Source organism: Aurantiacibacter flavus, assembly GCF_039710615.1.
GTDB lineage: Bacteria > Pseudomonadota > Alphaproteobacteria > Sphingomonadales > Sphingomonadaceae > Alteraurantiacibacter > Alteraurantiacibacter flavus.
Map to the genome: position 1 here is coordinate 462,545 of NZ_JBDLBR010000003.1, position 24,527 is coordinate 487,071.

The following is a 24,527-nucleotide window of genomic DNA, read 5'->3' on the forward strand; positions in this document are numbered from 1 at the left end:
CTAGCTCGCGGAAGTGTGCATAGAGCGATCGGGCGCATCGGCATAGTCGCTCTCGCCGTTATCGTTTCCCTGCGCCACGCGCTCGGCGACCTGCACGGTGTTGGCGAGCAGGCACGAAATCGTCATCGGGCCGACGCCGCCGGGCACCGGAGTGATCGCCTTGGCGTGCTGACATTCATCGAAGGCCACGTCGCCCACCAGCTTCTCCTTGCCGGTGGCCTCATCCATGATGCGGGTGATGCCGACGTCGATAATGACCGCGCCATCCTTCACCCAGCTCCCCTTGACCAGCTCGGGCGCGCCGGCGGCAGCGACGATGATGTCGGCCTTCTTGGCAATCGCGGGCAGGTTGTGGGTGTAGATATGGGTGACGGTGACGGTGCATTCGGCATCGAGCAGGAGGTTCGCCACCGGCTTACCGACGATGTTCGACTTGCCGATCACCACCGCGTCCTTGCCCTTGAGATCGTCGATCACGGTGCCGAGCAGGATCATCACGCCCAGCGGAGTGCAGGGCACGATGCCGCCGGTGCCGGTGGAAAGACGCCCCACATTGACCGGGTGGAACCCGTCGACGTCCTTGTCCGGGCTGATCGAGCGCAGCACGAGGCGGGTGTCGATGTGATCGGGCAGCGGCACCTGGCACAGGATGCCGTGCACCGCCGGGTCGTTATTCAGCTGATCGATCAGCTTGAGCAGGTCTTCCTGGCTGGTGTCGGCGGGCAGGCGGTGCTCGCTCGAATTGATGCCGACCTTCTCGCACGCCTTGATCTTGCGGCGGACGTAGACCTGGCTCGCGCCGTCCTCGCCCACCAGGATCACGGTCAGGCCCGGGCGCGGGTGCCCGGCTGCCACCAGCGCGTCAACGCGCGCCTTGGTCTTTTCGTCCAGGTCGCGCGCTACGGCGCGGCCATCGATGATATCGGCCATTTCTCTTCCTTCGCTGGTGCGCAGCTTAGCTGTGCTTGGCGTCGTAGCCGTTGATCCACTCGGCCGACGCGGTGAGCGCGCCGAACGGATAGAAGTGCAGGCGCACGCGGCCGTGGCGCTCGGTCAGCTTCTTCTCGAGATTGCCGACCAGCTTATCCGGGCCAGCGCTGCCGATCAGGTTGGTGATCGAGATGCCGTACTTCTTCATCACCGAAGCCGAGGCCCCCACGCCGCAACGCTTGGCGAAGCCGAGCAGGCGCTTGATGCCAGCCGGGCCGGGTACGCCGAGGCGCACCGGCACGTCGATGCCGCGGTCGCGCATTTCGGCGAGCCATTCGACAATCGCATCGTCATCGAAGGCGAACTGGGTGACGACCAGCGGGGTCATGCCGTGGGCGCGCACCGCGTCGATCTTCTTCTGCATCCACACCCACAGCTCTTCGGCCGAGTTGTTGGGGTGGCCTTCAGGGTGACCGCCCACGCCGACGATGGTGATGCCGTGCTTTTCGAGCAGGCCCGATTCGATGATCTGCAGCGAGTTCTCGTAGGGGCCTTCGGCCTCGGGCGGATCACCGGCGATGATGAAGACGCGCTTCACCTCTGCCTTCTGCGTGATCTCGCAGAGATACCAGTCAAGCTGCTCCTCGCTCTCGATGCGGCGGGCCGACAGGTGGACGATCGGCTCGAACCCGAGCGCGCGCACCAGCACGGCGGCTTCGACGCGCTGCGACAGCTCTTCGCCGGGCAGGAAGGTGACGGCGACCTGGGTGTTCGGCCGGATCAGCGGCGCGGCTTCCTTGAGGCCTTCGATCTCCTTCGCGGTCATCTCCAGCGAATAGCCGTCGACCATGTTCGAGGCGGGGTTTTCCCAGTTGGGGTGAATGGCGGCGTAGGACATCGCTTGTCTCTCCTCTCGGGCCACAGAATCGTGCGCTCGCGCGACCCTTTAGGCCAAATGATCTCTCGATAGAAAGCCCCTAGCGGCGCGCTGGTTATTCGTATAGATGAAATTTTCAAGAACGCGAAGAGAGAGGCGATTCCGGTCTTCCTACCATGCTGATTTTTCTGCCAGGCCTGATCTGTGATGCGACTATCTATGCCCCGCAAACGGCGGCCTTTGCCGATTCGCACGCGGTCGATTCCTACGGCATGGCCAGCAGCCTCGAAGAGATGGCGCGAATCGCACTGGCCGATGCCGACCGACTCGGTGCTGAACGTTTCGACCTGTTCGGCCATTCGATGGGCGGCCGGGTCGCACTTGAGGTTTATCGCATGGCGCCCGAACGCGTGCGTCGTCTCGCTCTGGTCAGCACCGGTATTCATCCGCTGAAGGAAGGCGAACCGGCCAAGCGCGAAGCCCTGAAGCAGGTCGGCTACGATCACGGTTTCGAAGCGCTGGTCGACCAGTGGCTGCCACCGATGGTGGCCGAGGCCAACCGCGCCAAGCCCGAGCTTTACGATCCGATGCGCGCCATGTCGTTGGCCATGGGGCAGGACGTGTTCGATGCGCAGATCAACGCGCTCGTCACCCGGCCCGAGGTCGACAGCGTGCTTGCTTCCATCACCTGCCCGACTCTGGTGATGACCGGAGAACTCGACGCCTGGGCCCCGCCCGCGCAGCACGAGCAGATCGCCGCATCCATCGCCAATTCGCAACTCGTTGTCGTGCCGGGGGCTGGACACATGATCCAGCTCGAAGCACCCGACGCGGTCAACGAAGCAATAACCCGCTGGCTCGCAACGCCGGCAACCTGATCAACCCGCAACCCTCGAGGAGAGGACAGTAGTATGAGTGAGAACCTGCAGCAGAAGCTGGATTCGAAGGGCGACGTCGTCGAATTCCTGCGCAACCAGCAGCTTGGCCCGAACCCCTATCCGGGCGTTCCCGCCGAATATTCGAACTGGCGCAACGAGCAGCGCGCATGGGCCAAGACCGCCGTGCTGTTCAACCAGAGCTACCACATGGTCGAGCTGTACGTGCGCGGCCCGGAAGCGAAGGCGCTGCTCGAGTACACCGCGATCAACTCGTTCAAGAACTTCGCGGTCAACAAGGCCAAGCAGTACGTGCCCGTCACGCCTGAAGGCTATGTCATCGGCGACGTGATCCTGTTCTACCTCGACGAGGAAGAATTCTCGCTGGTCGGCCGCGCGCCTGCCATCGAATGGGTCGAGTTCCATGCCCAGTATCCCAAGCCCGACGGCAGCAAGTGGGACGTGACCGTGGAGCGCGACGAGCGCACCGCGATGCGCACCGACGGCGTTCGCAAGAACTACCGTTTCCAGCTCCAGGGCCCGAACGCGATGAAGATCCTGTCGCAGGCCATGGGCAAGGATGCGCCTGACCTCAAGTTCTTCAACATGGCCCACATCGACATCAACGGCAAAGACGTGATTGCGCTGCGTCACGGCATGGCCGGCCAGCCGGGCTACGAACTGTTCGGCCCCTGGGCTGACTACGAAGCCGTGCACTCGGCGCTTGTCGAAGCTGGCAAGAACGACGGCCTGACGCTGGTCGGCGGCCGTGCCTATTCGTCGAACACGCTGGAATCGGGCTGGCTGCCTTCGCCGCTGCCCGCCTTCTTCACCGGCGACAGCCAGATGATGAAGGACTTCCGCCAGTGGGCCGACGGCAAGAGCTATGCCGGCATGTGCTCGATCGGTGGCAGCTACGTTCCTGACAGCATCGAGGGCTACTACCTCACGCCGTGGGACATCGGCTATGGCCACATCGTGAAGTTCGACCACGATTTCGTGGGCCGCACGGCGCTCGAGAAGATGGCTGACCAGAAGCACAAGCAGAAGGTCACGCTGGCGCTCGACGACGAAGACATGCTCCGCGTGCTCTCCTCGCTCTATGCCGAGGGCGACCGTGCGAAGTACTTCGAATTCCCGAGCGCGGTCTATGCCATGCACCCGTTCGACGAAGTGAAGAACGCCGACGGCAAGGTCATCGGTGTGTCGACCTGGGTCGGCTACTCGTCGAACGAAGGCAAGATGCTGACCCTCGCCATGATCGACCCCGATGAGGTCGAGATGGGCAAGGAAGTGAAGCTGGTGTGGGGCGAGCCGAACGGCGGCACCACCAAGCCGACCGTCGAGCCGCACGTCCAGACCGAGATCAAGGCCGTCATCTCGCCGGTTCCTTACTCGAACGTCGCCCGCACGGCCTATGCCGACAGCTGGCGCGCCACGGGTGTTGGCGCCAACAGCTAAGGCTGGCGGCTCTAGCCAAATCGAAGGGGCGTCCCGTGCGAGCGGGGCGCCCTTTTCGTTTGCCATCTGGGGGTAACACTTGGCAGGAGAGGGCCATGCTGAACCGTCTCGCGCTCGCCCTTGCTGCCCTGCTGATGCTGCCCTGTGCGGCCATGGCCGAGACACTCGAAGGCACCTGGGCGTTGCGCATTGATGACACGACCATTTTCCGCTTCGATCTGCGCCAGGGCGATGATGGCAACTGGCAAGGCGTCTGGGCCCGCCCGCGCAGCTATCGCAACAACGGCGTGATCTTTTCGAGCCTCGACGGGCGGGCCGAGGTGATGTCGCGCAGCGCAAGCATACAGGGTGATGCCTTGCGGCTGACTTTCAACGATCCGCGCCCGCGCTCCTTGCCCGAGGTCTTCCGTTTCCGCGTTACCGGCGAGGGTACGGCGGAACTGACCTATGTCGATACCGGCTTTGCACCGCTCCCGCTGGTACGCGTGGGGCAGGGCACCGAGGTTGGCCCGTTCGAAGATGGCCGCCTTTACGATCGCGACAATGCCCAGACCGAGCCCGCACGGCTGGCCGTGCCCGCGCGCGCCGCGCCCGCTCCTACGCCACAGCCGGAGCGGCCAGTGCGAGCAGCGCAGCCGGTTCAGGAGCTACCCGCGCTTGCAACGCCTGCGCCGCGTCCACAGCCGGTTGCGGAACTGCCAGCTCTCGCAACGCCAGCGCCTGGGCCCCGAGTGCAGCCTGAGGCTCAGCCCCAGATGCCCGCAGAACCTGCCTCGAGCGTGCCGCAAGGCGAGGTGTGGCGGCCTGACCCCTCGGTCAGTGCGGCGATTGCCACGCGTGCCGCCGCGCTTGACGGGGCAGCCGCTCCGGCAGCCGCGCAGCCAATGGCGGAACCTGAACTTCCTGCAACAGGATCTGCCGACTCGCAAACCGGCGTGTGGCAAGCCGATCCATCGGTCAGGGCAGCAATCGCGGCGCGCGCTGCCGCCCTGAATGGATTGCCCGAACCTGCCGAGGAATCGGAAGCGACCCCCGCCAGGCCCGATAGCGGCCTCGGGGCGGATTTTCTGGAAGGGCTTTAGCCCGCTTCGAGCACGCTGGCCGTGCGTTCGAGCAGGTCGAACACGCGCGCGGCCATTTCCCTGTCGTAGCGGACCTTGGGCACGGCCACCGACAGCGAGCCGACCGGTTCGCCATCAATCGTGATCAGCCGCGCAATGCCCTCGATCCCGATGGAATACTCCTGATCGGTGGTGGCAAAGCCGGTCTCGCGTGCCTGGGCCACCTGTCGGCGCAACTCGGCCTCGTCGGTCACGGTGCTGGGGGTGAAGGTCGCGCGCTCGACCTCGGCGAAATAGCGATCGAGTTCCTCCGCCGAGAGCGCCGCGAGCATCACTTTGCCCGCGGCCAGCGCATGCATCGGCAGACGGCGGCCCCGTGGCACCGAATAGCGCAGCGCCTGCTCCGAGCTTTCGGTGACGATGGCCTCGATTTCCCAATCGTAGCGCACGAAGAAGCTTGTTGTCTCGTTCAGCTGCACCCTGAGCGAGCGGACCAGCGGTGCGGCCCGGTCGGCCAGCGAAAAGCCGCCGCCCGACGATTGCAGCCGCGCCAGCCCCGGCCCCGCCAGATAGCGCCGCCCCTCGCGGATCAAATAGTTCCGCTCAACCAGCGTCGCGAGCAGGTAGGACAGGCTGGAAACCGGAATGCCCAGCGCCGTTGCGATCTCCTGTGCCACCAGCGGCCGGTTGTGCGCGACGACATATTCGATGATGTCGAGTGTGCGCGTGGCCGACTTGACCTGGCTGTTGTGGGCCGGGGGCGTCAGCTCGGCCACGATCAGCCTATCCGCTTCTCGGCCAGATCCGCCCCGGCGCGTAGGGCGGCGAGCTTGGCCCAGGCAACCTTGGGGTCGATCTTGCCATAGCCGGCGAAGGTGCCGAAGCCGCAGTCGGTGCTGGCGATCACCCGGTCCTTGCCGACGATATCGGCAAACCGCATGATTCGCTGCGCGATAAGCTCGGGCGTCTCGACATAGTTCGAACAGGTGTCGACGAGACCGGGCGCGAGCACCTTCTCTTGCGGAAGGTCGGCCTTGGCCCAGACTTCCCATTCGTGCTCGTGGCGCGGGTTGGCGGCCTCGAACAGGATCGTGGCGGGACGGGCCGAAAGCACGATGTCCATGATCTTTTCGAGCGGGATATCGTGCGTGTGCGGGCCTTCGTAATTGCCCCAGCACACGTGCATCCGCATCTTCTCGGGCGCGATGTTGGCGGTGGCGGAGTTAAGCGCCTCGACATTGGCGGTAATCGCCTTGAGGAACTCCGCCTCGCTCATGTCCTGATAGCCGGTGTGGCGGCTCATCGCGAGGTCGGGGCAGTCGAGCTGAAGCTGGAAGCCCGCATCGACAATCGCCTCGTACTCGGGCTGCATCGCCTTGGCGAGGTCAGCGAGATAGGCTTCGTGGCTGGGATAGAACTGGTTGGGCTGGAAGGCGGTGATCAGCCCCGGCGAGGCCGAGTTCATGAATGCTTCCACGCCTTCGCCGGCAGCATCGAGCGCCGCGCGGAAGCGGCGAATATCGTCGTGCAGGGGCTCAAGGTTCACCAGCTCGACCTTGGCGATGGCGCTGGCGCGCGTGAATTCCTGCGCGCCCATGATCGCGCTGAGCTTCTTGGTCAGCTCGGGCACTTCGGCCAGGTCCATCGCGGGCTTGCGCGGCGTGTGCCCGCCGAAGCCGGAAAGCCGCTCGATAATGTAGGTCGAATAGCCGACCTTGCCGATCTCGCCATCCGACACCACCGAAACCCCGGCGGCAACCTGCTGGCGCACAGCCTCGGTCACGGCGGCTAGCACCAGCCGGTCGAATTCCTCGGCATCGTAAGGTTCGCCCTTGTCGCGGGCGAGGAGCAGGGGAACAAGTTCAGGGCCGCGCGGAAGGCTGCCGACATGAGAGGTTTTGATCATGCCCGACGTATTTCATATATGCGAAAAAGCCGCAAGTATGAAAGAGCGCCTGGGTCGTTATCGCAGACAGCTTTTTGTCTCATGGCTTGGGGGTGGCTGGAGGGCAATAGCCAGTCCGCCCCCTGAGCCGAAGGATTACACCAGCGCGCAGCCGACGCTGGCGATCTTCCCGCCTTCGAGGTGATAGTGGATGTATTGCCGCATCTCCTGCACCTCGCCTTCCTTGATCGGGAAGAACTGCTCCATCCCGTTGGCGTCGAGATCCTCGCGCGTGAGGTCGCGGAAGCACTCGATGCGGATCAGGCCTTCCACTGCGGCCAGCTCGTCGCTGCTGGCGAACTTCTCGATTTCGACCGTTTCGCGCACATAGGAATGCAGGAAGCTGTAAAACTGGCGCAGCTGTTCGCGGGTGGTGATCTCTATCCCGAAGAAGGCCATCTTCGGGGTGTCGGTGTAAAAATCGAACACCGCGTCATAGTCGCGGGTGTTGAAGGCCTGCACATATCGTTCGTAATCTTCGCGTGTCATTCGCTCTCCCCTTCTTGCGTCCAATCGTAACGAGCGTTAGCAAGTGAAGGCAAGGAGAGAGTGATGCACGAAGCGGATACCGACTATATCGTCGTCGGCGGCGGCAGCGCGGGCTGCGTGATCGCCTCGCGGTTGAGCGAAGACCCGAAGACCAATGTCATGCTGCTGGAGGCCGGCGGCGATGATAGCCATCCGTTCATCCAGATGCCGCTGGGCTTCCTGCGCGCGATGGTCATGCCCAGCCTCAACTGGACTTACATGACCGAGCCTGAGCCGGGCCTCGACGGGCGCCAGATGCCCCTGCCGCGCGGCAAGGTGATGGGCGGATCGGGCTCGATCAACGGCATGTTCGCGATGCGCGGCCACCCGTCGGACTATGACCAGTGGGCGCAGATGGGCGCGCGCGGATGGTCCTATGCCGATTGCCTGCCCTACTTCCGCAAGATGGAGAACAGCTGGCGCGGCGAGGACGACTATCACGGCGTCGATGGGCCGGTGACGATCCGTCCGATCGATTCGCCGCACGTGCTGCACGAGGTGATGATGGAGACGGCCGAGAACGCCGGCTTCTCGACCACCGAGGATCTCAGCGGTGCCACGCCCGAAGGCTTTGCGCGCGGCGAGCAGTCGGTCGATGCGCGCGGACGGCGCGTGTCGGGGGCGAGCGCCTATATCAAGCCTGCGCTCGGACGGCAGAATCTCGACGTGCGCACCGGCGTGCAGGTGCGCCGCGTCGTGTTCGAGGGCAAGCGCGCGGTGGGCGTGGAGGTCCAGGTGGGTGAGGGTACCAAGGTGCTGCGCGCGCGGCGCGAGGTGATCTTGTGCGGCGGCACCTACAATTCGCCGCATCTGTTGATGCTCTCAGGGATCGGCCCCGCCGAACACCTGCGCGAACATGGCATCACCGTGCTGCACGACAGCCCCGGCGTGGGCCGCAATCTGCAGGAGCATCCGACCACCAGCCTCGAATGGGCGGCCAAGCAGAAGGTCACTTTCCTGCGCCAACTGCGCTGGGACCGGCTCGCCCTCAATGCGGTGAAGTGGGCGCTGACAGGCACGGGCACCATGGCGAGCCAGCTTAATAGCTGCAACGTGGTGGTGCGCACCGACGACCGCCTCGAACGGCCCGACATGCAGATCATGGTCAACCCGATCCGCTTCGATGCGCAAGCCTGGTTCCCGCTGCTGAAGCCCGAGCAGGAGCACGTGTTCTGGGCAGGGGTGGTTCAGCTTCACCCCGAAAGCCGGGGCTGGGTGGAGCTGAAAAGCGCCGACCCGATGGAAAGCGCCGCCGTCACGCTCAACATCATGACCGAAGAGGCGGACCTTGCACAGATGCGCCGCGCGATCCGCGCCACGCGCCGGATTTATAACTCGGAGCCGATGGCGCAGCTGGTGGGGGCAGAACGTGCGCCCTCGGCGGGGGCCGAAACCGATGATGAGCTGAATGCGCTGATCCGCGCCACCTGCTATGTCGCGATGCACCCGACCAGCACCTGCGCGATGGGCATGGGCGAAGGCAGCGTGGTCGATGCCGATTGCCGCGTGCTGGGCGTGGAAGGGCTGCGGGTGGTCGATTGCTCGGTCATGCCCACGGTGCCGGGCGGCAACACCAACATCCCGGTGATGATGCTGGCCGAAAAGGCCGCCGATCATATCAAGGGCAGCGTGCTCGCGCCTGCCGATGTGCCCGCGCGGGCTGAGGCGGCATGAGCCGCACGCCGCAAGAGGAGGCCAACCTCGCGCTGGTGATGGGCATGTTCGAGCAGGTGCTGGGGCCGATGGATTCTAGCCGCGTCGATGACTTCATCGCGCCCGACTACATCCAGCATAGCCAGCTCGCCCCGCCCGGGCGCGATGCGCTGAAGGCCTTCCTCGACATGATCCGCAAGGAAACGCCCGAGGCCGTCCACGACGTGAAGCGCGCCTTCGTCGATGGCGACCATGTCACCGTGCACTATCACGTACGCCGCTGGCCGGGCGATCTGGGCTGGGCGGTGATCGACATTTTCCGTGTGGAAGATGGCAAGATCACCGAACACTGGGACGTGTTGCAGGACGTGACCGAAGGCGGCCCCAATCCGAACGGGCCGTTCTGACCGAATAACAAGCGGGGAGAGATTGATGAGGTTCAAAGATAAGGTCGTGCTCGTACTGGGCGGCAACTCCGGCATGGGCCTCGCTTCGGCGCAGGCCTTTGCGGACGAAGGCGCGAAGGTTCACCTCACCGGCCGCAACCAGCAGACCATCGACGAGGCCGTCGCCTCCATCCCCGGCAGCACCGGCTATGCCGCCGATATCGCCGATCCCGCCGCCACCGAGAAGGTGGTGCAGCAGGTCGAACAGGCCGATGGCCGCATCGACGTGCTCTATATCAACGCGGGCGTGGGCGGCTTCGCCCCTCTCGAAGCGATCACCGAGGACGACTGGGACTTCGTCCACTCGATCAATCTGCGCGGCTGCGTGTTTGCTTTGCAGAAGGCGGTGCGGATCATGGGCGAGGGCGGAGCGGTGGTCGTCACCGGCTCGATCGGCGCGCATGGTGCGGTAGAAAGTAACGGCACCTATGCGGCGGCCAAAGCGGGCCTGGCCATGGCGATGAAGGTCTTCGCGAAGGAATTGCTGCCGCGCAAGATCCGCCTCAACATGGTTTCGCCCGGCCCGATCGATACTCCGCTACTGCACCGCAACCCGGGCATGGGGCCGGAAGATGTCGAGCGCCTGCGCGACATGATGATCGCCAACATCCCGATGCACCGCATGGGCACCAGCGAGGAAGTGGCGAAAGCCGTGCTGTTCCTCGCCTGCGAGGACGCAAGTTTCATCACCGGCGCCGACCTCCTGGTCGACGGCGGCCTCATCGAACTGGGATAAGCCATGACCACCTTCTCCGACACCACCCCCTTCACCGCCCCCTTCAGCGAGCTGGACAACCCCCGGCTCGAATTCGTGATGGAGGTGCGGCTCACCTTTCCCGAGGTCTACACCATAGCCCCGCACCCCAACGGCGGGACGCGTAGCGCGGTGCTGGTCAAGGGCGGGACCTTCGAGGGGCCCAACATCAAGGGCCGTGCAGTGCCCGGATCGGGCGGCGACTATGCCTATTTCCGCCCCGACGATGTCGCCGTGTTCGACGCGCGCTACCTGCTCGAGGAAGACGATGGCACGATCATCCTGCTCAACAACAAGGGCTTTCTGTGGGGCCGCCAGCCCGACACGATGCAGCGCCTGCGTGACTGGGCGTTCAACGATGGCGAGCCGGTGGCGCACCCCGAATACTATCTGCGCGGCAACCCCACGTTCGAATGCCCGGTGGGCAAGCACGACTGGCTCACCAAGCACGTGTTCATCGGCGTGGGCGAGCGCAAGAGCGACGGCAACTGTCTGCGGTATTACGCGCTGACGTGATCTGCACAGCTATCGCCAATTCGATTTACAAGCTGCGAAATTGACTTAGTCTCCCTCGCCAGCGGCCCGCACGACGAGGCCGCACTTTGGAGAGAGGGGTACACAATGTCTGGATATTTTGCGCTCGCTGTGTCGGTGGGCTTGCTGGCTGTGATCGATACATGGTTGTTTGGCGTGCCCTTGGCCGATTTCCTGCCCGGCCTCGTGTGGGTTTCGTTTATCGCCTGGGGCTGTTTCTTTCACTCGGGCGCAGGCACCAAAGGACTGATCCCCGCGATCGTCGGCATGGCCTTCGGAGCGGCGGTGGGCGTGGCGGCGATCTGGGCGCTGATGGTGCCTTTGGCCGGGCTGGGCCAGTTCGCAGGGCCGGTCGCGGTCGGGCTGGGTGCCTTCGCGATCTGTCTCGCCAGCAAGGTGCCCGTGCTGGCGACCATCCCGGCCAGCGTCTACGGCTTTGCCGCCGTCGCAGGCGCCACCTTCCTGATGGCAGGCAGCGCCGAGATGGACCCGGTGGGGGCCTATATTCCCACGGTGGTTGCGGTGATTATCGGCGCGCTGTTCGGCATCGTGTCGGAGAAGTTTGCCGGCCTGATGACGAAGGCATGATGGTGCGGCGGCGGGGCGGCCGGCGCGGTCCCGCTGCCCGGCAGATCAGTCCTGAATTCCGGCTCGGCCGGAAAAGTCGGGGCGCCCGTTCCAGACGAACAGCGGCCAGTAGTAGCGCCGCCACGGCCATAGCAGGATCGCGTTGAACAGCAGCGTCAGACCGCCGAAAGTATATTCGACCGTCCCCACCTCGAGTACGAAGTTCCAGTAGAGGATCACGAAGTTGATCGGCACGATTGCAGCCGCGACGAGCGGCATCATGCGGTTGGCGAGAATCAGCAGGCCGAACACGATCTCGGCCACCTTGATCCACACCATCAGCCCCGAGGCGATCAGCGCCATGGTGAAGTCGATTGCTGCCTGTTCCTGCCCGAGCGGTTGCCAGGCCGGGTCGATGAAGGGCATGACGCCCGAATAGACCCACCAGCCGCCGAAGATGAGGCGGCTGAGGTGGTAGACCCATTTCATCGTCGGCCCCGGAAGTTCGTCGGGCAGGTCGTCTTGCCGGGGATCGGCAGCAGCATTCATCGTATTGGCACTCCGCTTTCGGGTTCTTCGCCCCGCTCGCGCCAGGTGGCGGCGCGTTGTTCGGCAAAGCGCGGGCTGGTGGCCGTAATATAGCCGCGCACCTGCACGTTGCCTTCATGGCAGGCATATTCGAACATTTCGTAGTCGTCATCGCGCCGCCACGGAAAATCCACCTTGTATGTGCCTTCCATTACGACCGGATCGCTGATCCATGCTTCATAGCGGATCTGGTCCGGCCCCATCGGGGTGAGCCGCTCGGTGATGCGCATCTGATCGGAATTGGGAGCGGGGCCGGCTGACATGCCGGGGCGGAAATTGCTGGTCTCTATCACCAGCGTATCGTCCTCCCAGTGGCCGACCGAATAGCCGAGATCAAACTGCACCTCGGGCGGCGGCGGTGCGCGCCCGTCGAGATGGACGAGGCGGGTCTCGTGGATCATCTCAACCGAGATGGTGACGAGGCCGGGCGCCTGCATCACCCGAATCCCCATGTTGTAAACTGCGGGCAACATGGAGCCGGGCATGCCGCGCGTAAGGCACCGGTCCATGATCCCGAAATCATCCATGTTTTCGAACACGTAGGTGTTCCAGCTGGTGCGTTCGTTGGCGGCCAGCTCCTTGCCCCGGTCGGTCAGCGGCGGATACTGGCCATTGGCGGGCTCCATGATCAGCGAGGTCTGTCGCAGCGGCAGCTGGCGTTCGTTCCAGTGGCCCATGGCCATCAGCCCGGCGCGCTCTTCCTCGTCATAACGCGCCATATCGGCTTCGGCATTGCCGGTGGCGCGGGCATATTCGGCATCGGTCATGAAGGCCCGATCGCCGAACTGCGGCGGGCGCGTTCGCGGCGTGGCCGAGAGGTAATCGAGCGGCCACATACCCCTGAGGTCGGGATCGCCCCAAGCGGTGCGCGGCACCTGCCATCCGGCGGGCGGTGGATCGAAACGGGCATCCATAAGCGCCTGCTTGTCGGCATCCTCCTGCGCAAAGGCAGGAAACGACGCGGCAAGCGCGAGCGCGGCGAAAGCTATTGCTGTTTTCATGCGTTCTCTCCCCAGAGACGCGGAAGGTTATGCACCTTGCGCGCCTCATGGGGCAAGAGCGGCTTACTTCACCTTCGAATTGTCGAGCTTTCCGCGGCTGACCCAGGTGCCGTGGACCTGGCTACGCAGCGCGAGCCCGGTCTTCACCTTGGCCACCGGGCCCTTCTCGACCGCGTCAGCCTCGATCACCCAGACCTCGCTCGCATAGTCGGCAGGGTTGCCGCCCGGGGGGCCGTTGGGAATGTCGATCACGCTGAGCAGCCAGCCGCCATGACCTTCCTCGCTTGAGGGGATGTGAGCCGGTTCGCTGATCGCGCTGCCCGGAGGCACTTCCATCATCGACACGCGGCCATTGCCGACTTCGATCCGCAGCAGCGCGTTGAAGTTCGCGCCGACCGGGCCGCCGAGCATGGGCGGGCCTTTGGCCTCGGGGTTCATGCTCAGATACCAGGCATGGTTATAGGGGCGGCCCTGATCCTTGTCGGCCAAGCGGCACAGGTCTCCGGGAGGGCCGAGCGGGCGCTCGCTGAGTTCGGGTGTGTCCTTGCTCATGTCGAGCGTCCAGCGGGTGAGCGCGCCCTGCACGTCCTGCTGCTCGCGCTGGATGCCGCCCGCTTCGCGCATGAAGCTGAACGCATTGGTGTCGCTCAGGCACAGGTCGATGTGGACCAGATCGCCATCGTCATAGGCATTGACCTCGTGGAAGCACGACACGCCGACCGGGCCTTCCACCCAGATCATTTCCGATACGTCGCCATAACGCGGCATGATGCCGATGTAGCTGGGCTTGGACTGGTCATGCGCCCAGTGTGCGCCGCCATCCTTGAGCCGGGCGAGATCGGCCAGCGTGGGGAAGATCGGGAAGATCGCATATTTCTCGGTGATCACGAAGTCGTGAATGGTCGAGAGATAGGGCTGCTCGAACCACTGTTCCTTTGTGAGGTTGCCGTCCTTGTCGGCGATGCAATAGGCGACATTCGGGTCGCACAGCCCGCCCGCTTCATAGCCGAAGAAGAACATCTCGCCCGTCTCCGGGTCGATCCGAGGGTGCGCGGTGAAGGTCTGGCTGCGCAGCTTGCCCTCGTAGTCCCACCGTGCCACGGTCTCCAGCGTATGCGGGTTGACCTCGTAGCCGCGCCCGTCTTCCTTGGTCATGAACAGCCGTCCGGCGTGCCAGACCGGGGTGGTGTTGGCGAGGGTGCGGTCGGCGCCCTCGACGCTGGGATCGTCGGTGAAGGGGTTGCGATAGCGCCCGAACAGCGCGCGGCGCGCCTTCTTCTCCAGCTTGTAGCGTTCGGTCTCGACATAGCGGATGTCGAAATCGACCGCTCCGCCCTCGAAGTTGAAGCGCGCGATCATGCCATCGTGGTTCAAGGCGATGTCGTCGTCGAACATCGGGGCATGAGCATTGTCGGGCACGGCGCGGAAGAAGGCGCCCTCGATCTCGTCCGGGATCTCGCCCTCAACCTCAAGATTGCGAAGCGACATTTCCACCCGCCGCGGGGTGTTCGTGCCCATGAAATGGATAGTTTGCGGATAGCTCGCCACGAGGTTACTCCCAAGATTGCTGTGCTGATTCTTGGCGGCGACGCTAACGACTGTTACGGTATAGGGAAAGGCCCCTCCACTGAGTGGACCATGGAAAAAGAGCGAGCCGGGAGGGAAGCGCGTTGGTGATTTACAGACAAGGGGCGGTGGAAGACACCGAACGCGGACATCAGATGTACTTCGCCGATAGTGAGGAAGCCGTCGTGCTGCACCGGCTGCTGAAGCTCACAAACCGGCTGATGGCACCGTTCAGCATGCATCTGTCGCACCGTTATCGCATCAGCCTGAACGAGTTCCGACTGTTGATGAGCATCGGTGCGCTGGGCCGCACCGCCAGCCACGAGGTCGCCGAACTCACCGGCGTCAACGCGATGAGCATATCGCGTGCGGTGGCGACGCTCGAACGCAATGGCCGGATTTCCGTCACGGTCGACGAGGCGAACCGGCGACGCAAGTGGCTGAGCCTGACCGAAGAGGGCGAGCGGCTCTATCACCTGATGAAGCCGCAGAGTGAGAAGGTCGCACACTATCTGTTCGATGCGATCAGCCCGTCCGAGCTGGCGGCATTCGGCGGGATCGTCGAGAAACTGATCGAACGGCTCGATGCGACCGACGAGAACGGCAACTCGGTGTTTCTCGAATCGACGAAACCGCCAGCGGAAAGCTAGACCGCGAAGGTTCGGGCGGATAAGCCGCACCTATGACACACACACCTTATGGCATGGACGAAGACAGTCGCCGCGCCGTCGAAGCTGACGTCACTCGGCTGATCCACGAATATACCTGGGCCAACGACACCCAGGATTGGGAAGCCTGCGCAAGGCTTTACACCGAGGATGCGGTGTTTCGCCGCCCCAGCGGGGGCGACCCGGTGATTGGCCGCGCGGCGATCCTTGAGAGTTTTCTGGCTCGCAAGCCCCGTGCACAGCGCCATGCGATCGCCAACGTGCTGGTCGATGTCGAAGGCCCCGCCACGGCCTGCGCGCGAAGCGTGATCGTGCTTTATATGGGCGATGCGGCCGACGATGGCGGCCTGCCGGTGCAGGATGCCAAGAGCCCGCTCATCGGCACCTTCACCGATCGCTGCGTGCTGACGCCCGAGGGCTGGCGCTTTGCCGAGCGGGTCGGCGGGCTCGACTTCAGGCCGTAACCGCCGCCGGCTCCACCCGCTGCCGCACCAGCAGCGCGCGGCTCACCAGCAGGGCCACCAGCACACAGACCAGCGCCGGGATGGCGGCCACGCCGAGGAAGGTCTGCGCGGGCACATTGGCCGCGATCATCGCGCCGCCCAGCGGCGGCCCCGCAAAGGCCCCTAGGCGTGCCACCAGCACGCCCATGCCGACCGCGCTCGACAGCAGCCTTGCGGGGAATAGGTAGGCGCACAGGCCCGGCAGCACCATTCCGCCCGCATTGGCTCCGCCCACGCCGACCATCAGCAGCAGCGTCCAGCGGGTCTGATCAGGCGCGGTGAGAGCGATGGCGGCAAAGCTTGCGGCCATTGAGCCAAACAGCAGCGCCAGCGTCAGCCCCTTGTGCCAGCGGTCGAGCAGCAGGCTGGCGGCAATGCCGATGCCAAGCCCGGCAAGGTTGGCAACACCGGCCACGCGCGCCGCATCGTCGAGGCTCAGGCCCGCGCCGGGCAGAACGGTCGGCAGCCATGAATTGAGCAGGTAGAGGTTGAGCGCGTTAAACGCGAGCATCGCGGCGAACACCGTGAAGGGGAACAGCCAGGGCGCGCTGAACAGCACGAGCTGCGGCAGTTTTGCCTTGGGCGCCGCACGGTCTGCCGGTTCACGCGCGGGCGCTCCGCCTTCGAGCGTGAGGAACAGGGCGAGCGCCAGCACCACGGCAAAGGCGCCGGGTACGAGGAACAGACCCTCCCAGCCCCACGCACCAATCAGCTCGGGCGCGATCAGCCCGGCCAGCGCGAGGCCCACCGGAATGCCTGCCGAGACCACCGCCATCAGCGTGGCGCGCAGCTTCTCTGGCGCGAGTTCTGACGAGAGCGCGCTGACATTGGGAAGGCACGCCCCAAGCGCGAGGCCGGTGATCGTACGCCAGAACAGGAAATGCTCTATATCGCTCGAAGTGGCGGTGCCGAGAGTCGCCAGACCGGTGCCAAGGCACCCGAGCACGATCAGCGTCCGCCGCCCGAACCGGTCGCCCAACGGCGCGATCAGTGCGCCGCCGAGGCCCAGCCCGACCAACAGGGCGGTGAAGACCCAGCCGAACCCGGACGGATCGAGCCCGAGCGCGGCTTCGAGGCGTGGCACGGCAAGGCTCATGGCGGCAATGTCGAAGCCTTCCATGATGAACACACCTGCCAGCAAGGCGAGGGCGACGATGCGGCGGCTGGTCATGCGCTTCCGTTCTCCCACATCCCTCCGCTCATGGTGAGCTTGTCGAAGGATCGTTCTTATGTCTTTGACGCAGTGCTAGAAGGAAAGACCGCCCCTCGACAAGTATACCCTGAGCCTGACGAAGGGCTCAGGGCGAGCGGTGGTGGTTCACCTCCGCGAATCCCACGGGCTCGGCATCCGATAGGGCACCGTCAGAAAGTCGGCCTCGACCTGACGAATCGCTCCGTCGACGATCTTGAACGCCTCGGCCAGATAGTAGGAATGCGGGCGACGTACCGGGCTTTGTGCGGGCGTGCCGTCGGTGAGGGTGTAGTCGCCGATGCGGCCCGAATGGTCGATGAAACCATAGGCGAGCACCAGCCCTTGTTCGATATCGACCAGCGGATAGCGGCGCGCGCGCAGGTCGTCGTCATAGCGATACCAGCCGAGTGCGAACTGCTCCTCGCAGCCGAGCCGTGCGATGGGGAGCGGGAAATCGGCATTATTGCTGGTCTGCACACCGTTCTCGACCCGGTTACAGTCCGGGTGGAAGCGGGTGTGGATCGTGCCGTCGTTGCGCTCGATCGTTTCGAAATAGCCATTGGCGATGCGTACCAGCTCCTCGCGCTCTGCAGGCATGGCAGGCAGGGCCATCTCGGGCTTATCTTCGAAAAACTGCGGACCGAAAGGGAAGCCCTCATCCTTGTTGCGTGCGACTATTGTTTCGACCCCGGTGACTTGTCCGCCCTCAACCTCAAGCCTTATGCAACAAGGGTTTACCGCATCGCTTTCCTCCACTGCGGTGAACACAGCCACCTGCCCGGCGGCGGGTTCGGCCATGCGCAGCTGATAGTCGTGGCGGGCGGTGATCGTGTTCCACAGCCCGTCGCCCGGGGCGAGCGCGACATTGTTTTCGGTGTTGAAAATGTCATCCGCGAAAGGCGCCCGCGCCGGATCGTGCGCATCGAGCGCGGCGAGATAGGCATCGAGCACGGAATAGAGATCGCTTCTGTTGGTCAAGTTCCTCTCCCTCTCTTGACTTGATGCCTCTCTAGAGGAAAAGTAACGCTCGTTAAAGTCGCGAACTGAGCGACAGGGAGAGGGCGATGGATCCGGCAGGCAAGGTGGCACTCGTCACCGGCGGCAACTCAGGGCTTGGCGCCGGTGCGGCAGAGCGACTCGCTTCGCTCGGAGCAACGGTCGTGAGCTGCGACGTGGCGGGCGAAGCCCCTGCGGGCGTCGATTTCATCTCTTGCGACGTATCCGACGAGGCAAGCGTCAAGGCTGCTGTGGCCGAGACCGTGGCGCGCCATGGCCGGATCGACATCTGCTGCAACAATGCGGGCGTGGGCGGCCTCGGCCCCATCGCGACCGCCGAGGGGCCTGGCGATATCGCCGACTTCGCCCGCGTGATCGGCATCAACCTGATGGGCGCGGTGCGTGTGGCCGCCCACGTCGGCCATGCCATGATCGCCAACGAGCCGAGCGGCCCCGATGGCGAACGCGGTGTGATCGTGAATACCTGCTCGATCGCCAGCTTCGAGGGACAGGAGGGCATGGGCGCCTACACTGCCGCCAAGGCCGCGCTGAAGGAGCTGACTCTGGTCTGGGCGCGCGATCTTGCCCGCCATGGCATTCGCGTCAATGCGGTCGCACCGGGCTTCATGGCGACCCCGATGGTGGCGATGCTTCCGCCGGACCTGGTCAATGAATTGTTGCGTGACGTGGAGTTCCCCAAACGTGCGGGAACCGGCGAAGATTTTGCCGCTGCAGTTGAATTTCTTATCCGCACCCCGCTGGTCAACGGCGAGGTGCTGCGGCTCGATGGCGGCGCGCGGCCGCCTGCCCGCACACAATGGGCCTCCGGCCAGTAAGGACGCTTGAACATGGCAGACATACCCCTCCCGCCCGGCTTCACAGCCATGAAGATGGATCAGGCCCGCGCCGAGCTTGAAGCCTTGCTTGGCGCGTCGAAGGTCTTCTTCGAGGATCTTGATCGGATTTCCTACAAGGACAAGTTCGCGATCAACGATGCCGGGCACCATCCCGCCGGTGCCGTGGCACCCGAAAGCGTGGAGGAGGTGCAGGCCGTTCTACGGGTGGCGAACCAGTATCGCCTGCCGGTCTTCCCCATCGCGCGCGGCAAGAACCTTGGCTACGGCGGCACGGCGCCGGTGCTGGCAGGCAGCGTGGTGCTCGACCTGTCGCGGATGAAGAAGATCGAGTTCGATGCCGAGCTGGGCACCGTGCTGGTCGAACCGGGCGTCGGTTTTTACGACCTTTACGACTATGTGAAGCGCAACAATCTTCCGTACTGGCTGTCGGTCCCGGCCAACAGCTGGGGCTCGGTCATGGGCAATGCGCTCGATCGCGGGGTCGGCTACACCCCCTATGGCGAACACACGCGCAATATCTGCGGGCTCGAAGTGGTCATGCCCGATGGCGATGTGGTGCGCACCGGCATGGGCGCCTTTTCCGATGCGCCAACCTGGCAGGCCTATCCGTTCGGCTTCGGCCCGGCCTGGGATCAGATGTTCGTGCAGTCGAACTTCGGCGTCGTCACCAAGATGGGCATGTGGCTGATGCCCGAGCCGGAAAGCGTGCTCGGCCTCGATGTCCAGTTCGACAAGCCCGAAGATCTGAAAACCATGGTCGATGTGATCGGCCCCCTGCGGCGCGAGCGGGTGCTTCAGCAGAGCCCCTCGATCGGCAACTGGATGCGCGCCGCCGCCGTGCTCACCCGCCGTACCGACTGGACCGACGAACCCGGTGCCTTGAGCGACGCGGTGATCGACGCGATCCGTCAGCGCTTCAACATCGGCTGGTGGGGCGTGGAACTGCGCGTCTATGGCCGCGAGGGCATTACGCGGGCGAGCATGGACATCTTGCGCAAGGCGATGGGCGATGCCGGGCCGCTGTCGATGACAGAGACGAGCTGGACCAAGGGCGAGCCCCTGCCGCCCTCGACCTGGAACGGCGCGCCGACCACCTTTCCGATGCAGAATGTGAACTGGTATGGCGGACGCGGCGGACACATCGGCTTCTCGCCGGTGATTCCGCAGGATGGCGATGCTGCCGTGGCGCAGTTTGCGCGCACCTATGCCCGCTACAAGGAATACGGGATGGACTATCAGGGCAGCTTCGCTTTTGGCGAGCGGCACCTGACCAATGTCAACGCGATGGTGTTCAACAAGGACAACCCGGAGATGATGGGGCGGATCGACCCGTTCTTCCGCGCGCTGGTGGCCGATGCGAAGGAGCACGGCTACGGTGAATACCGGACCCATCTCGATTACATGGATCTCGTTGCCGATACCTACGACTGGAATGGCGGTGCGCTGTGGCGGCTTAACGAGAAGGTGAAGAACGCGCTCGATCCGAACGGGATCGTGGCGCCGGGCAAGAGCGGCATCTGGCCCAAGGGTTTTGAACAGGAGCGCGGACAATGAGCAAGTTTGGACGAAATCGCCGCACCCTGGCCATCGTTGGCAGCGTTGCGATCCTCGCGGGCGGGGCCGGTGTGGTTTCGGCGCAGGGCGATCCCGGTCCGCCGCCTCCGAATATGCAGGGTCCGATCACCTTGGTTGACCGTCCTGACGCGACCGAGGGCGAAGCGCTCTATGTCGAGAAGTGCATCATGTGCCACGGTCCCGTGGGCATGGGCACCGGCCTTCTGGCGCGCAAGGGCCGCTCGCCTGCCGAGCTGGAAAAGCGCGGCGATCTGGCCGCTGCTTTCGTGGTGCTGGCCGCGCGCAACGGCATCGGCAACATGCCCGCAGTCCCGCGCGGCGAAGTGTCGGACGAGCAGTTGCAGGAAATCGCCGACTATCTCGCCGCAGGCCCGCATGGAGGCGACCAGTGAAGCTGACCCGTCGCTCGTTCGTCGCCGCTGCTGCGGTTTTGCCCGCCGTCGCGTCTGCCGCCGAGATCGGCTGGAAGGACGGCCACCAGACCGTGCTGCTGTTCGATGCAGCGCTGGCCGAGGGCCGCGCCTTTGCAGATGCCGGCTCGGCCTGGAACCGCGCGGTCATCGCCATCGAGGGCGACCGTGTGCGCTTCGGACGCGAACTGTTCGCGCGTCGTCCGGCGATCGTGCAGGGCGTGAGCCTGCAAGCCGATGCACTGCTGCTCGAAGAGGTCGCGCGCGAGGCGGGCTACGAACGCGTCTCGCTCGAACGCGAGGGCAAGGCGATGAAGTGGGTGCTGATGCCACAGCTGCGGCGTTGAGCTAGGCCAGGTATCGCGCGGGCCAGATGCCCTGTTTGCCCGGGGCGAGGATGCCCGCCGGGTCGAGCATGTCTTTCACCCGCGCGTTAAGCTGTGCCATCGCGCCGTCGTTCCAGTCGAAGGTGGCGGCGACCGCGTCCATATAGTCGATATGGGTGCGATATTCGCCGAAGCCTGCCGCGTGGGTATCGGCGATCAGTGCTTCGAACAGCGCGCCGACGCGGGCCTGCTGGTCGGGATCGTCGCGGTTGTAGAGGATCTCGTTGACTGCGACCGTCTGCCGCCCACCGACGCCGAACGCGCCATAATAGTCGATCCCGAACTCGTCATAGCGCGCGCGGGTGCGGCGGAACTGCGCGGCGGCCAGCTTGGGGTCGGACGGCATGACTGGCGAGAAGCCGAGGTGCCCGCCGCGTCCGCCGAGCCAGTCGATCATCATCATGTCGCGCGTGGCTGGAATGCCGCGCTTGCTGGCGGTAATCGGATCGCCTTCGCGCCACACGGTCCATTCCCCCGCCGCGATGCCCTTGTCGCGCAGTTCCACCTCCACCGCCTTGGCCTTGGCCGCGATCACCGCTTCCTCGCCATAGAGATTGACCTCGGCATTCCACCAGCCGAGCCCGAAGTCGCGCCGGATTTGGGCCCCAACGCTTTCGGGCAGCAGGCCCTCGCCGTCCCAGAACATCGTGCGCGGGCCGATATAGCTGGCGATGCCGACATAGCTGACCCAGGCCGCGTCATGGTCGATCAGCCCGCGCAGGCGCAGCGGCTGGAAGGCGGCGATGCCGCGCTCGATATCGTCGGCCTCGGGCAGTTGCAGGCTGAGGCTCATCGTGGCTGGCGGGGCGGGCATCAGCCACAGGCCGAGCCGCGTCACCACGCCGAAGTTCGACTGGCAGAACAGCTGATCCCACCCCGGGCCATACGAATTGCGGGTGACGTGGAAGGCAGGGTTGTCCGCCATCGCCCCTGCGCCGGTGCGGACCGTCTCGCCGGTGGGCAGCACCACCTCCAGCCCGCAAATCTGCGCGGCATGGTCGCCATAGGGCTGCGGGCCGACCCCGCGTTCGAGCGCATTGCCCGCCACCGAGCCCCAGGCATTGCCCGGCACGCTCATCCACAGCTTGTGGCCACGCTCGGCCAGCGCATCGTAGAGATCGTAGAAGCCGACGCCGGGTTCGACCACGCAATAGCCGAGCGTCTCGTTGATCTCGAGGATGCGGTTCATCCGGCTGAGGTCGAGCACCACCGCGCCCGCCTGCACGGGGGCCGAGCCGCCATAGCCGAAGTTCTTGCCCCGGCTGATCGGCCACAGCGGCACCCCGTGCTGCGCCGCCAGCCTGAGCAGGCTGCCGACCTCTTCCGCGCTGGTCGCCGCCACCGCGCCCGAGGGCTGGTGGCGGCTGGTGTCGAAGGCCATCTGGTCGGCATAGGTGGCCCCGTCGGAGGCGCTGTCGAAGACGCGCGCCTCGCCCAGCAGCGCCCGCGCGCTATCGAAGAAGCGCGCCAGCGCGGCGCTGTCGGAAAAGCGGGGAGTGGTCATCGGGTCAGATCACCGTTTCAGGGCAGGGCGCAGGAAAAGCTCGCGGCGACGTTCGGGTCACCCGTGCCATCGTACTTCGCCACCCACGGCCAAGCGCAGAGCGGGCGCTGCATCGGCTCGCGCGGGGCAGCCGGGGGCTGGCCGGGGAAGGTCGGCGCTACTGTCGGGCGGTTGGCGAGAATGCGGTTTGGGGCCGCGCCGCTTGTCGCCCACTCGTCGATAATGCCCAGCGTGTCGATCTCGCTCGGCCCTGCGCCGCCCGAACAGTGATCCATTCCCGGTGCCATGAACAGCCTGAGCTGGCTATCGCGCTGGGCGGCGGGAAGAGCATTGAACAGGCCATAGTGGAAGGCGAGCGTGTTGGTCGCCGGGATCAGCCCGTCGGACCAGCCGTGGCTCAGCAGCAGCTTGCCGCCGCGAGCGAAGTAGGTGCCAAGGCCATCGGTCGGCACGTTGAGAATTTCGCTGCCATAGGCGTAGCCATCAGCCGCATAGGTGCGGTAATCGGTTGATTTCCAATCCCAATCTGACTTTCCGGCATAGACCAGATCACGGAAATAGCTCATCGCGACGGGGAAGGGCTCTTCGCCCATCACCAGCAGCGCCATTTGCATTTCCGAGCCGTAGGGCCAGCCCGGCAGTAACAGGCTGCCATCATTGGCGCGGGTGCCGCCGAACAGGTTGCTCACCGCGTGATACTGGCCGGTGGACAGGCACGAACCCTCCTGCCCCGCGCGGCATTGCAGCTTCGCAAGGTCGGGCCGGCATTGCAGCGGCGAGGAGACGATCCCGTCGGTCACGCCGTCGTTTGCGTCGCAGGCGCGCAGCACTTCCGAGTGGACCAGCCCGAGCACATCGGGCGTGAGCTTCACCCCGAAGCGCACCGGCTGGAAGCCCTGCCACATGGTCTGCGTCATCAGGTCGGTCATCGGGTTGGCCGGGGCCATGGCGCTGATCGCGTCGAAATCCTCCGGGTAGCGATAGGCTGCCATCAAGCCCTGTCGCCCGCCGGTCGAGCACGAGTTCCAGTAGGACTTGCTCGGGGCATCGCCATAGTTCGCGGCGACGATCCGCTTGGCCGCCTCGGTCGTCACGTGAACCGCACGGTAGCCGAAATCGACCAGTTTTTCCGGGTGGCCTATGGCCCAGCGCGCGTCCATCCCGCTGCCGACATGGCCGGTGTCGGTGGCGGCGGTGGCATATCCGCGCGCCAATGCCCGGCCCATCTCGGCATAGGAGATCGAGCCAGCCCAGATGCCGTTGCCAATGCCGACATATTTGCCGTTCCAGCCCGACAGAGGCAGCCAGACCTCGCTCTTGATATCCGAATCGCTGCTCGGCGTGAGCGTCATCTCCACGCGGCAGAAGGCGGGCACGTCGGCGAAGGGGCTCGCGGCGACACCCGGCGGCGGGCCCATGCCGTTGTCGGGCGGGGTGAAGGCGCCCTTGGACACCTCCGTCGCCGCAGTCACTTCGCCCGCGCCCAGATCGAGCCCGACAAGATCGCCGCAGGCCGCATGAGCAGGCGTTGCAAAGACAAAGGTTGCACTGGCGAGCGCCAGCATGGTCTTGGTGTGCATCGTCACTCCCTCCCGTTTTGTGCGCTATCCTAGCGCAAGCGGCGCGCCGGAAAAGTCGCCATTTGTATTA

26 protein-coding genes are annotated in these 24,527 nt (G+C 64.9%); 14 read left to right on the forward strand and 12 right to left on the reverse strand.

What is annotated here, in order from left to right; all coding sequences use genetic code 11:
- Positions 1-930 carry a bifunctional methylenetetrahydrofolate dehydrogenase/methenyltetrahydrofolate cyclohydrolase FolD gene (gene folD, locus ABDJ38_RS11360; RefSeq protein WP_346785209.1) on the reverse strand — a complete coding sequence of 310 codons (930 nt, stop codon included), beginning with the start codon at positions 928-930 and terminating at the stop codon, positions 1-3.
- Positions 931-955: 25 nt separating this feature from the next.
- Complete coding sequence (locus ABDJ38_RS11365; RefSeq protein WP_346785210.1) at positions 956-1,828, reverse strand: methylenetetrahydrofolate reductase; 873 nt, start codon at positions 1,826-1,828, stop codon at positions 956-958.
- 155 nt (positions 1,829-1,983) lie between these two features.
- Between ABDJ38_RS11365 and ABDJ38_RS11370 the strand changes: the two genes are divergently transcribed.
- The 3 genes from ABDJ38_RS11370 to ABDJ38_RS11380 all read left to right on the forward strand — a co-directional run bounded on the left by ABDJ38_RS11370 (position 1,984) and on the right by ABDJ38_RS11380 (position 5,225).
- The gene (locus tag ABDJ38_RS11370; protein WP_346785211.1) at positions 1,984-2,685 is read left to right on the forward strand and encodes an alpha/beta fold hydrolase; all 702 of its coding nucleotides are present in this window, start codon (positions 1,984-1,986) and stop codon (positions 2,683-2,685) included.
- Between the two features lie 33 nt (positions 2,686-2,718).
- The gene (desA, locus tag ABDJ38_RS11375; RefSeq protein WP_346785212.1) at positions 2,719-4,143 is read left to right on the forward strand and encodes a syringate O-demethylase; all 1,425 of its coding nucleotides are present in this window, start codon (positions 2,719-2,721) and stop codon (positions 4,141-4,143) included.
- Between the two features lie 95 nt (positions 4,144-4,238).
- Positions 4,239-5,225, forward strand: coding sequence for a hypothetical protein (locus ABDJ38_RS11380; RefSeq protein ID WP_346785213.1), 987 nt, complete (start codon positions 4,239-4,241; stop codon positions 5,223-5,225).
- Here the strand turns inward: ABDJ38_RS11380 and ABDJ38_RS11385 are convergent.
- From ABDJ38_RS11385 to ABDJ38_RS11395, 3 genes are all read right to left on the reverse strand, one after another.
- Positions 5,222-5,980 (reverse strand): IclR family transcriptional regulator, encoded by a 759-nt coding sequence (locus ABDJ38_RS11385; protein WP_346785214.1) that lies wholly within the window; start codon positions 5,978-5,980, stop codon positions 5,222-5,224. The two genes, ABDJ38_RS11380 and ABDJ38_RS11385, sit on opposite strands and share 4 nt — an antisense overlap.
- A gap of 2 nt (positions 5,981-5,982) precedes the next feature.
- Complete coding sequence (locus ABDJ38_RS11390; RefSeq protein WP_346785215.1) at positions 5,983-7,110, reverse strand: cobalamin-independent methionine synthase II family protein; 1,128 nt, start codon at positions 7,108-7,110, stop codon at positions 5,983-5,985.
- Positions 7,111-7,245: 135 nt separating this feature from the next.
- Positions 7,246-7,638, reverse strand: a complete 393-nt coding sequence (locus ABDJ38_RS11395; protein WP_346785216.1) for a nuclear transport factor 2 family protein — start codon at positions 7,636-7,638, stop codon at positions 7,246-7,248.
- A gap of 63 nt (positions 7,639-7,701) precedes the next feature.
- On the opposite strand from ABDJ38_RS11395, the gene ABDJ38_RS11400 reads away from it, so the two are divergent.
- From ABDJ38_RS11400 to ABDJ38_RS11420, 5 genes are all read left to right on the forward strand, one after another.
- A complete protein-coding gene (locus ABDJ38_RS11400) occupies positions 7,702-9,351 on the forward strand; it encodes a GMC family oxidoreductase (RefSeq protein ID WP_346785217.1) in 1,650 nt (549 codons plus the stop codon).
- Positions 9,348-9,737: a nuclear transport factor 2 family protein gene (locus ABDJ38_RS11405; protein ID WP_346785218.1), complete on the forward strand. Its 390-nt coding sequence runs from the start codon at positions 9,348-9,350 to the stop codon at positions 9,735-9,737. Before ABDJ38_RS11400 ends, ABDJ38_RS11405 begins: the two co-directional genes overlap by 4 nt.
- A gap of 25 nt (positions 9,738-9,762) precedes the next feature.
- The gene (locus ABDJ38_RS11410) at positions 9,763-10,512 is read left to right on the forward strand and encodes an SDR family oxidoreductase (protein WP_346785220.1); all 750 of its coding nucleotides are present in this window, start codon (positions 9,763-9,765) and stop codon (positions 10,510-10,512) included.
- 3 nt (positions 10,513-10,515) lie between these two features.
- Positions 10,516-11,046, forward strand: coding sequence for a DUF3237 domain-containing protein (locus tag ABDJ38_RS11415; protein WP_346785222.1), 531 nt, complete (start codon positions 10,516-10,518; stop codon positions 11,044-11,046).
- Between the two features lie 105 nt (positions 11,047-11,151).
- Positions 11,152-11,652 (forward strand): DUF1097 domain-containing protein, encoded by a 501-nt coding sequence (locus ABDJ38_RS11420; protein ID WP_346785223.1) that lies wholly within the window; start codon positions 11,152-11,154, stop codon positions 11,650-11,652.
- Between the two features lie 45 nt (positions 11,653-11,697).
- Here ABDJ38_RS11420 and ABDJ38_RS11425 read toward each other — a convergent pair whose 3' ends face one another.
- The 3 genes from ABDJ38_RS11425 to nov2 all read right to left on the reverse strand — a co-directional run bounded on the left by ABDJ38_RS11425 (position 11,698) and on the right by nov2 (position 14,768).
- The gene (locus tag ABDJ38_RS11425; protein ID WP_346785224.1) at positions 11,698-12,180 is read right to left on the reverse strand and encodes a hypothetical protein; all 483 of its coding nucleotides are present in this window, start codon (positions 12,178-12,180) and stop codon (positions 11,698-11,700) included.
- Complete coding sequence (locus tag ABDJ38_RS11430) at positions 12,177-13,220, reverse strand: hypothetical protein (RefSeq protein WP_346785225.1); 1,044 nt, start codon at positions 13,218-13,220, stop codon at positions 12,177-12,179. Before ABDJ38_RS11430 ends, ABDJ38_RS11425 begins: the two co-directional genes overlap by 4 nt.
- A gap of 63 nt (positions 13,221-13,283) precedes the next feature.
- Positions 13,284-14,768, reverse strand: coding sequence for a lignostilbene-alpha,beta-dioxygenase NOV2 (gene nov2 / locus ABDJ38_RS11435; protein ID WP_346785226.1), 1,485 nt, complete (start codon positions 14,766-14,768; stop codon positions 13,284-13,286).
- A gap of 125 nt (positions 14,769-14,893) precedes the next feature.
- On the opposite strand from nov2, the gene ABDJ38_RS11440 reads away from it, so the two are divergent.
- Together ABDJ38_RS11440 and ABDJ38_RS11445 are read left to right on the forward strand one after the other, a co-directional pair.
- Positions 14,894-15,436, forward strand: a complete 543-nt coding sequence (locus ABDJ38_RS11440) for a MarR family winged helix-turn-helix transcriptional regulator (protein WP_346785227.1) — start codon at positions 14,894-14,896, stop codon at positions 15,434-15,436.
- 32 nt (positions 15,437-15,468) lie between these two features.
- The gene (locus tag ABDJ38_RS11445) at positions 15,469-15,918 is read left to right on the forward strand and encodes a nuclear transport factor 2 family protein (protein ID WP_346785228.1); all 450 of its coding nucleotides are present in this window, start codon (positions 15,469-15,471) and stop codon (positions 15,916-15,918) included.
- On the opposite strand, the gene ABDJ38_RS11450 is transcribed toward ABDJ38_RS11445, so the two are convergent.
- Together ABDJ38_RS11450 and ABDJ38_RS11455 are read right to left on the reverse strand one after the other, a co-directional pair.
- Positions 15,908-17,128, reverse strand: a complete 1,221-nt coding sequence (locus tag ABDJ38_RS11450; RefSeq protein ID WP_346785229.1) for an MFS transporter — start codon at positions 17,126-17,128, stop codon at positions 15,908-15,910. The two genes, ABDJ38_RS11445 and ABDJ38_RS11450, sit on opposite strands and share 11 nt — an antisense overlap.
- A gap of 147 nt (positions 17,129-17,275) precedes the next feature.
- Positions 17,276-18,127 carry a DUF8021 domain-containing protein gene (locus tag ABDJ38_RS11455; RefSeq protein WP_346785230.1) on the reverse strand — a complete coding sequence of 284 codons (852 nt, stop codon included), beginning with the start codon at positions 18,125-18,127 and terminating at the stop codon, positions 17,276-17,278.
- An 86-nt stretch (positions 18,128-18,213) separates the two neighbouring features.
- Between ABDJ38_RS11455 and ABDJ38_RS11460 the strand changes: the two genes are divergently transcribed.
- From ABDJ38_RS11460 to ABDJ38_RS11475, 4 genes are read left to right on the forward strand one after another with little or no spacing between them, the layout of a single operon-like run.
- Positions 18,214-18,981 carry an SDR family NAD(P)-dependent oxidoreductase gene (locus ABDJ38_RS11460; RefSeq protein ID WP_346785231.1) on the forward strand — a complete coding sequence of 256 codons (768 nt, stop codon included), beginning with the start codon at positions 18,214-18,216 and terminating at the stop codon, positions 18,979-18,981.
- Between the two features lie 12 nt (positions 18,982-18,993).
- Entirely contained in the window at positions 18,994-20,556 is a 1,563-nt protein-coding gene (locus ABDJ38_RS11465) for an FAD-binding oxidoreductase (protein ID WP_346785232.1), read from the forward strand.
- Positions 20,553-20,969: a c-type cytochrome gene (locus ABDJ38_RS11470; protein ID WP_346785234.1), complete on the forward strand. Its 417-nt coding sequence runs from the start codon at positions 20,553-20,555 to the stop codon at positions 20,967-20,969. Before ABDJ38_RS11465 ends, ABDJ38_RS11470 begins: the two co-directional genes overlap by 4 nt.
- Positions 20,966-21,334, forward strand: coding sequence for a hypothetical protein (locus ABDJ38_RS11475; RefSeq protein ID WP_346785235.1), 369 nt, complete (start codon positions 20,966-20,968; stop codon positions 21,332-21,334). Before ABDJ38_RS11470 ends, ABDJ38_RS11475 begins: the two co-directional genes overlap by 4 nt.
- Position 21,335: 1 nt before the next feature.
- Here ABDJ38_RS11475 and ABDJ38_RS11480 read toward each other — a convergent pair whose 3' ends face one another.
- Together ABDJ38_RS11480 and ABDJ38_RS11485 are read right to left on the reverse strand one after the other, a co-directional pair.
- On the reverse strand, positions 21,336-22,877 hold the full coding sequence (locus tag ABDJ38_RS11480) for an FAD-binding oxidoreductase (RefSeq protein ID WP_346785236.1): 1,542 nt from the start codon (positions 22,875-22,877) through the stop codon (positions 21,336-21,338).
- 17 nt (positions 22,878-22,894) lie between these two features.
- On the reverse strand, positions 22,895-24,457 hold the full coding sequence (locus tag ABDJ38_RS11485; protein ID WP_346785237.1) for a tannase/feruloyl esterase family alpha/beta hydrolase: 1,563 nt from the start codon (positions 24,455-24,457) through the stop codon (positions 22,895-22,897).
- Positions 24,458-24,527 lie beyond the last annotated feature (70 nt).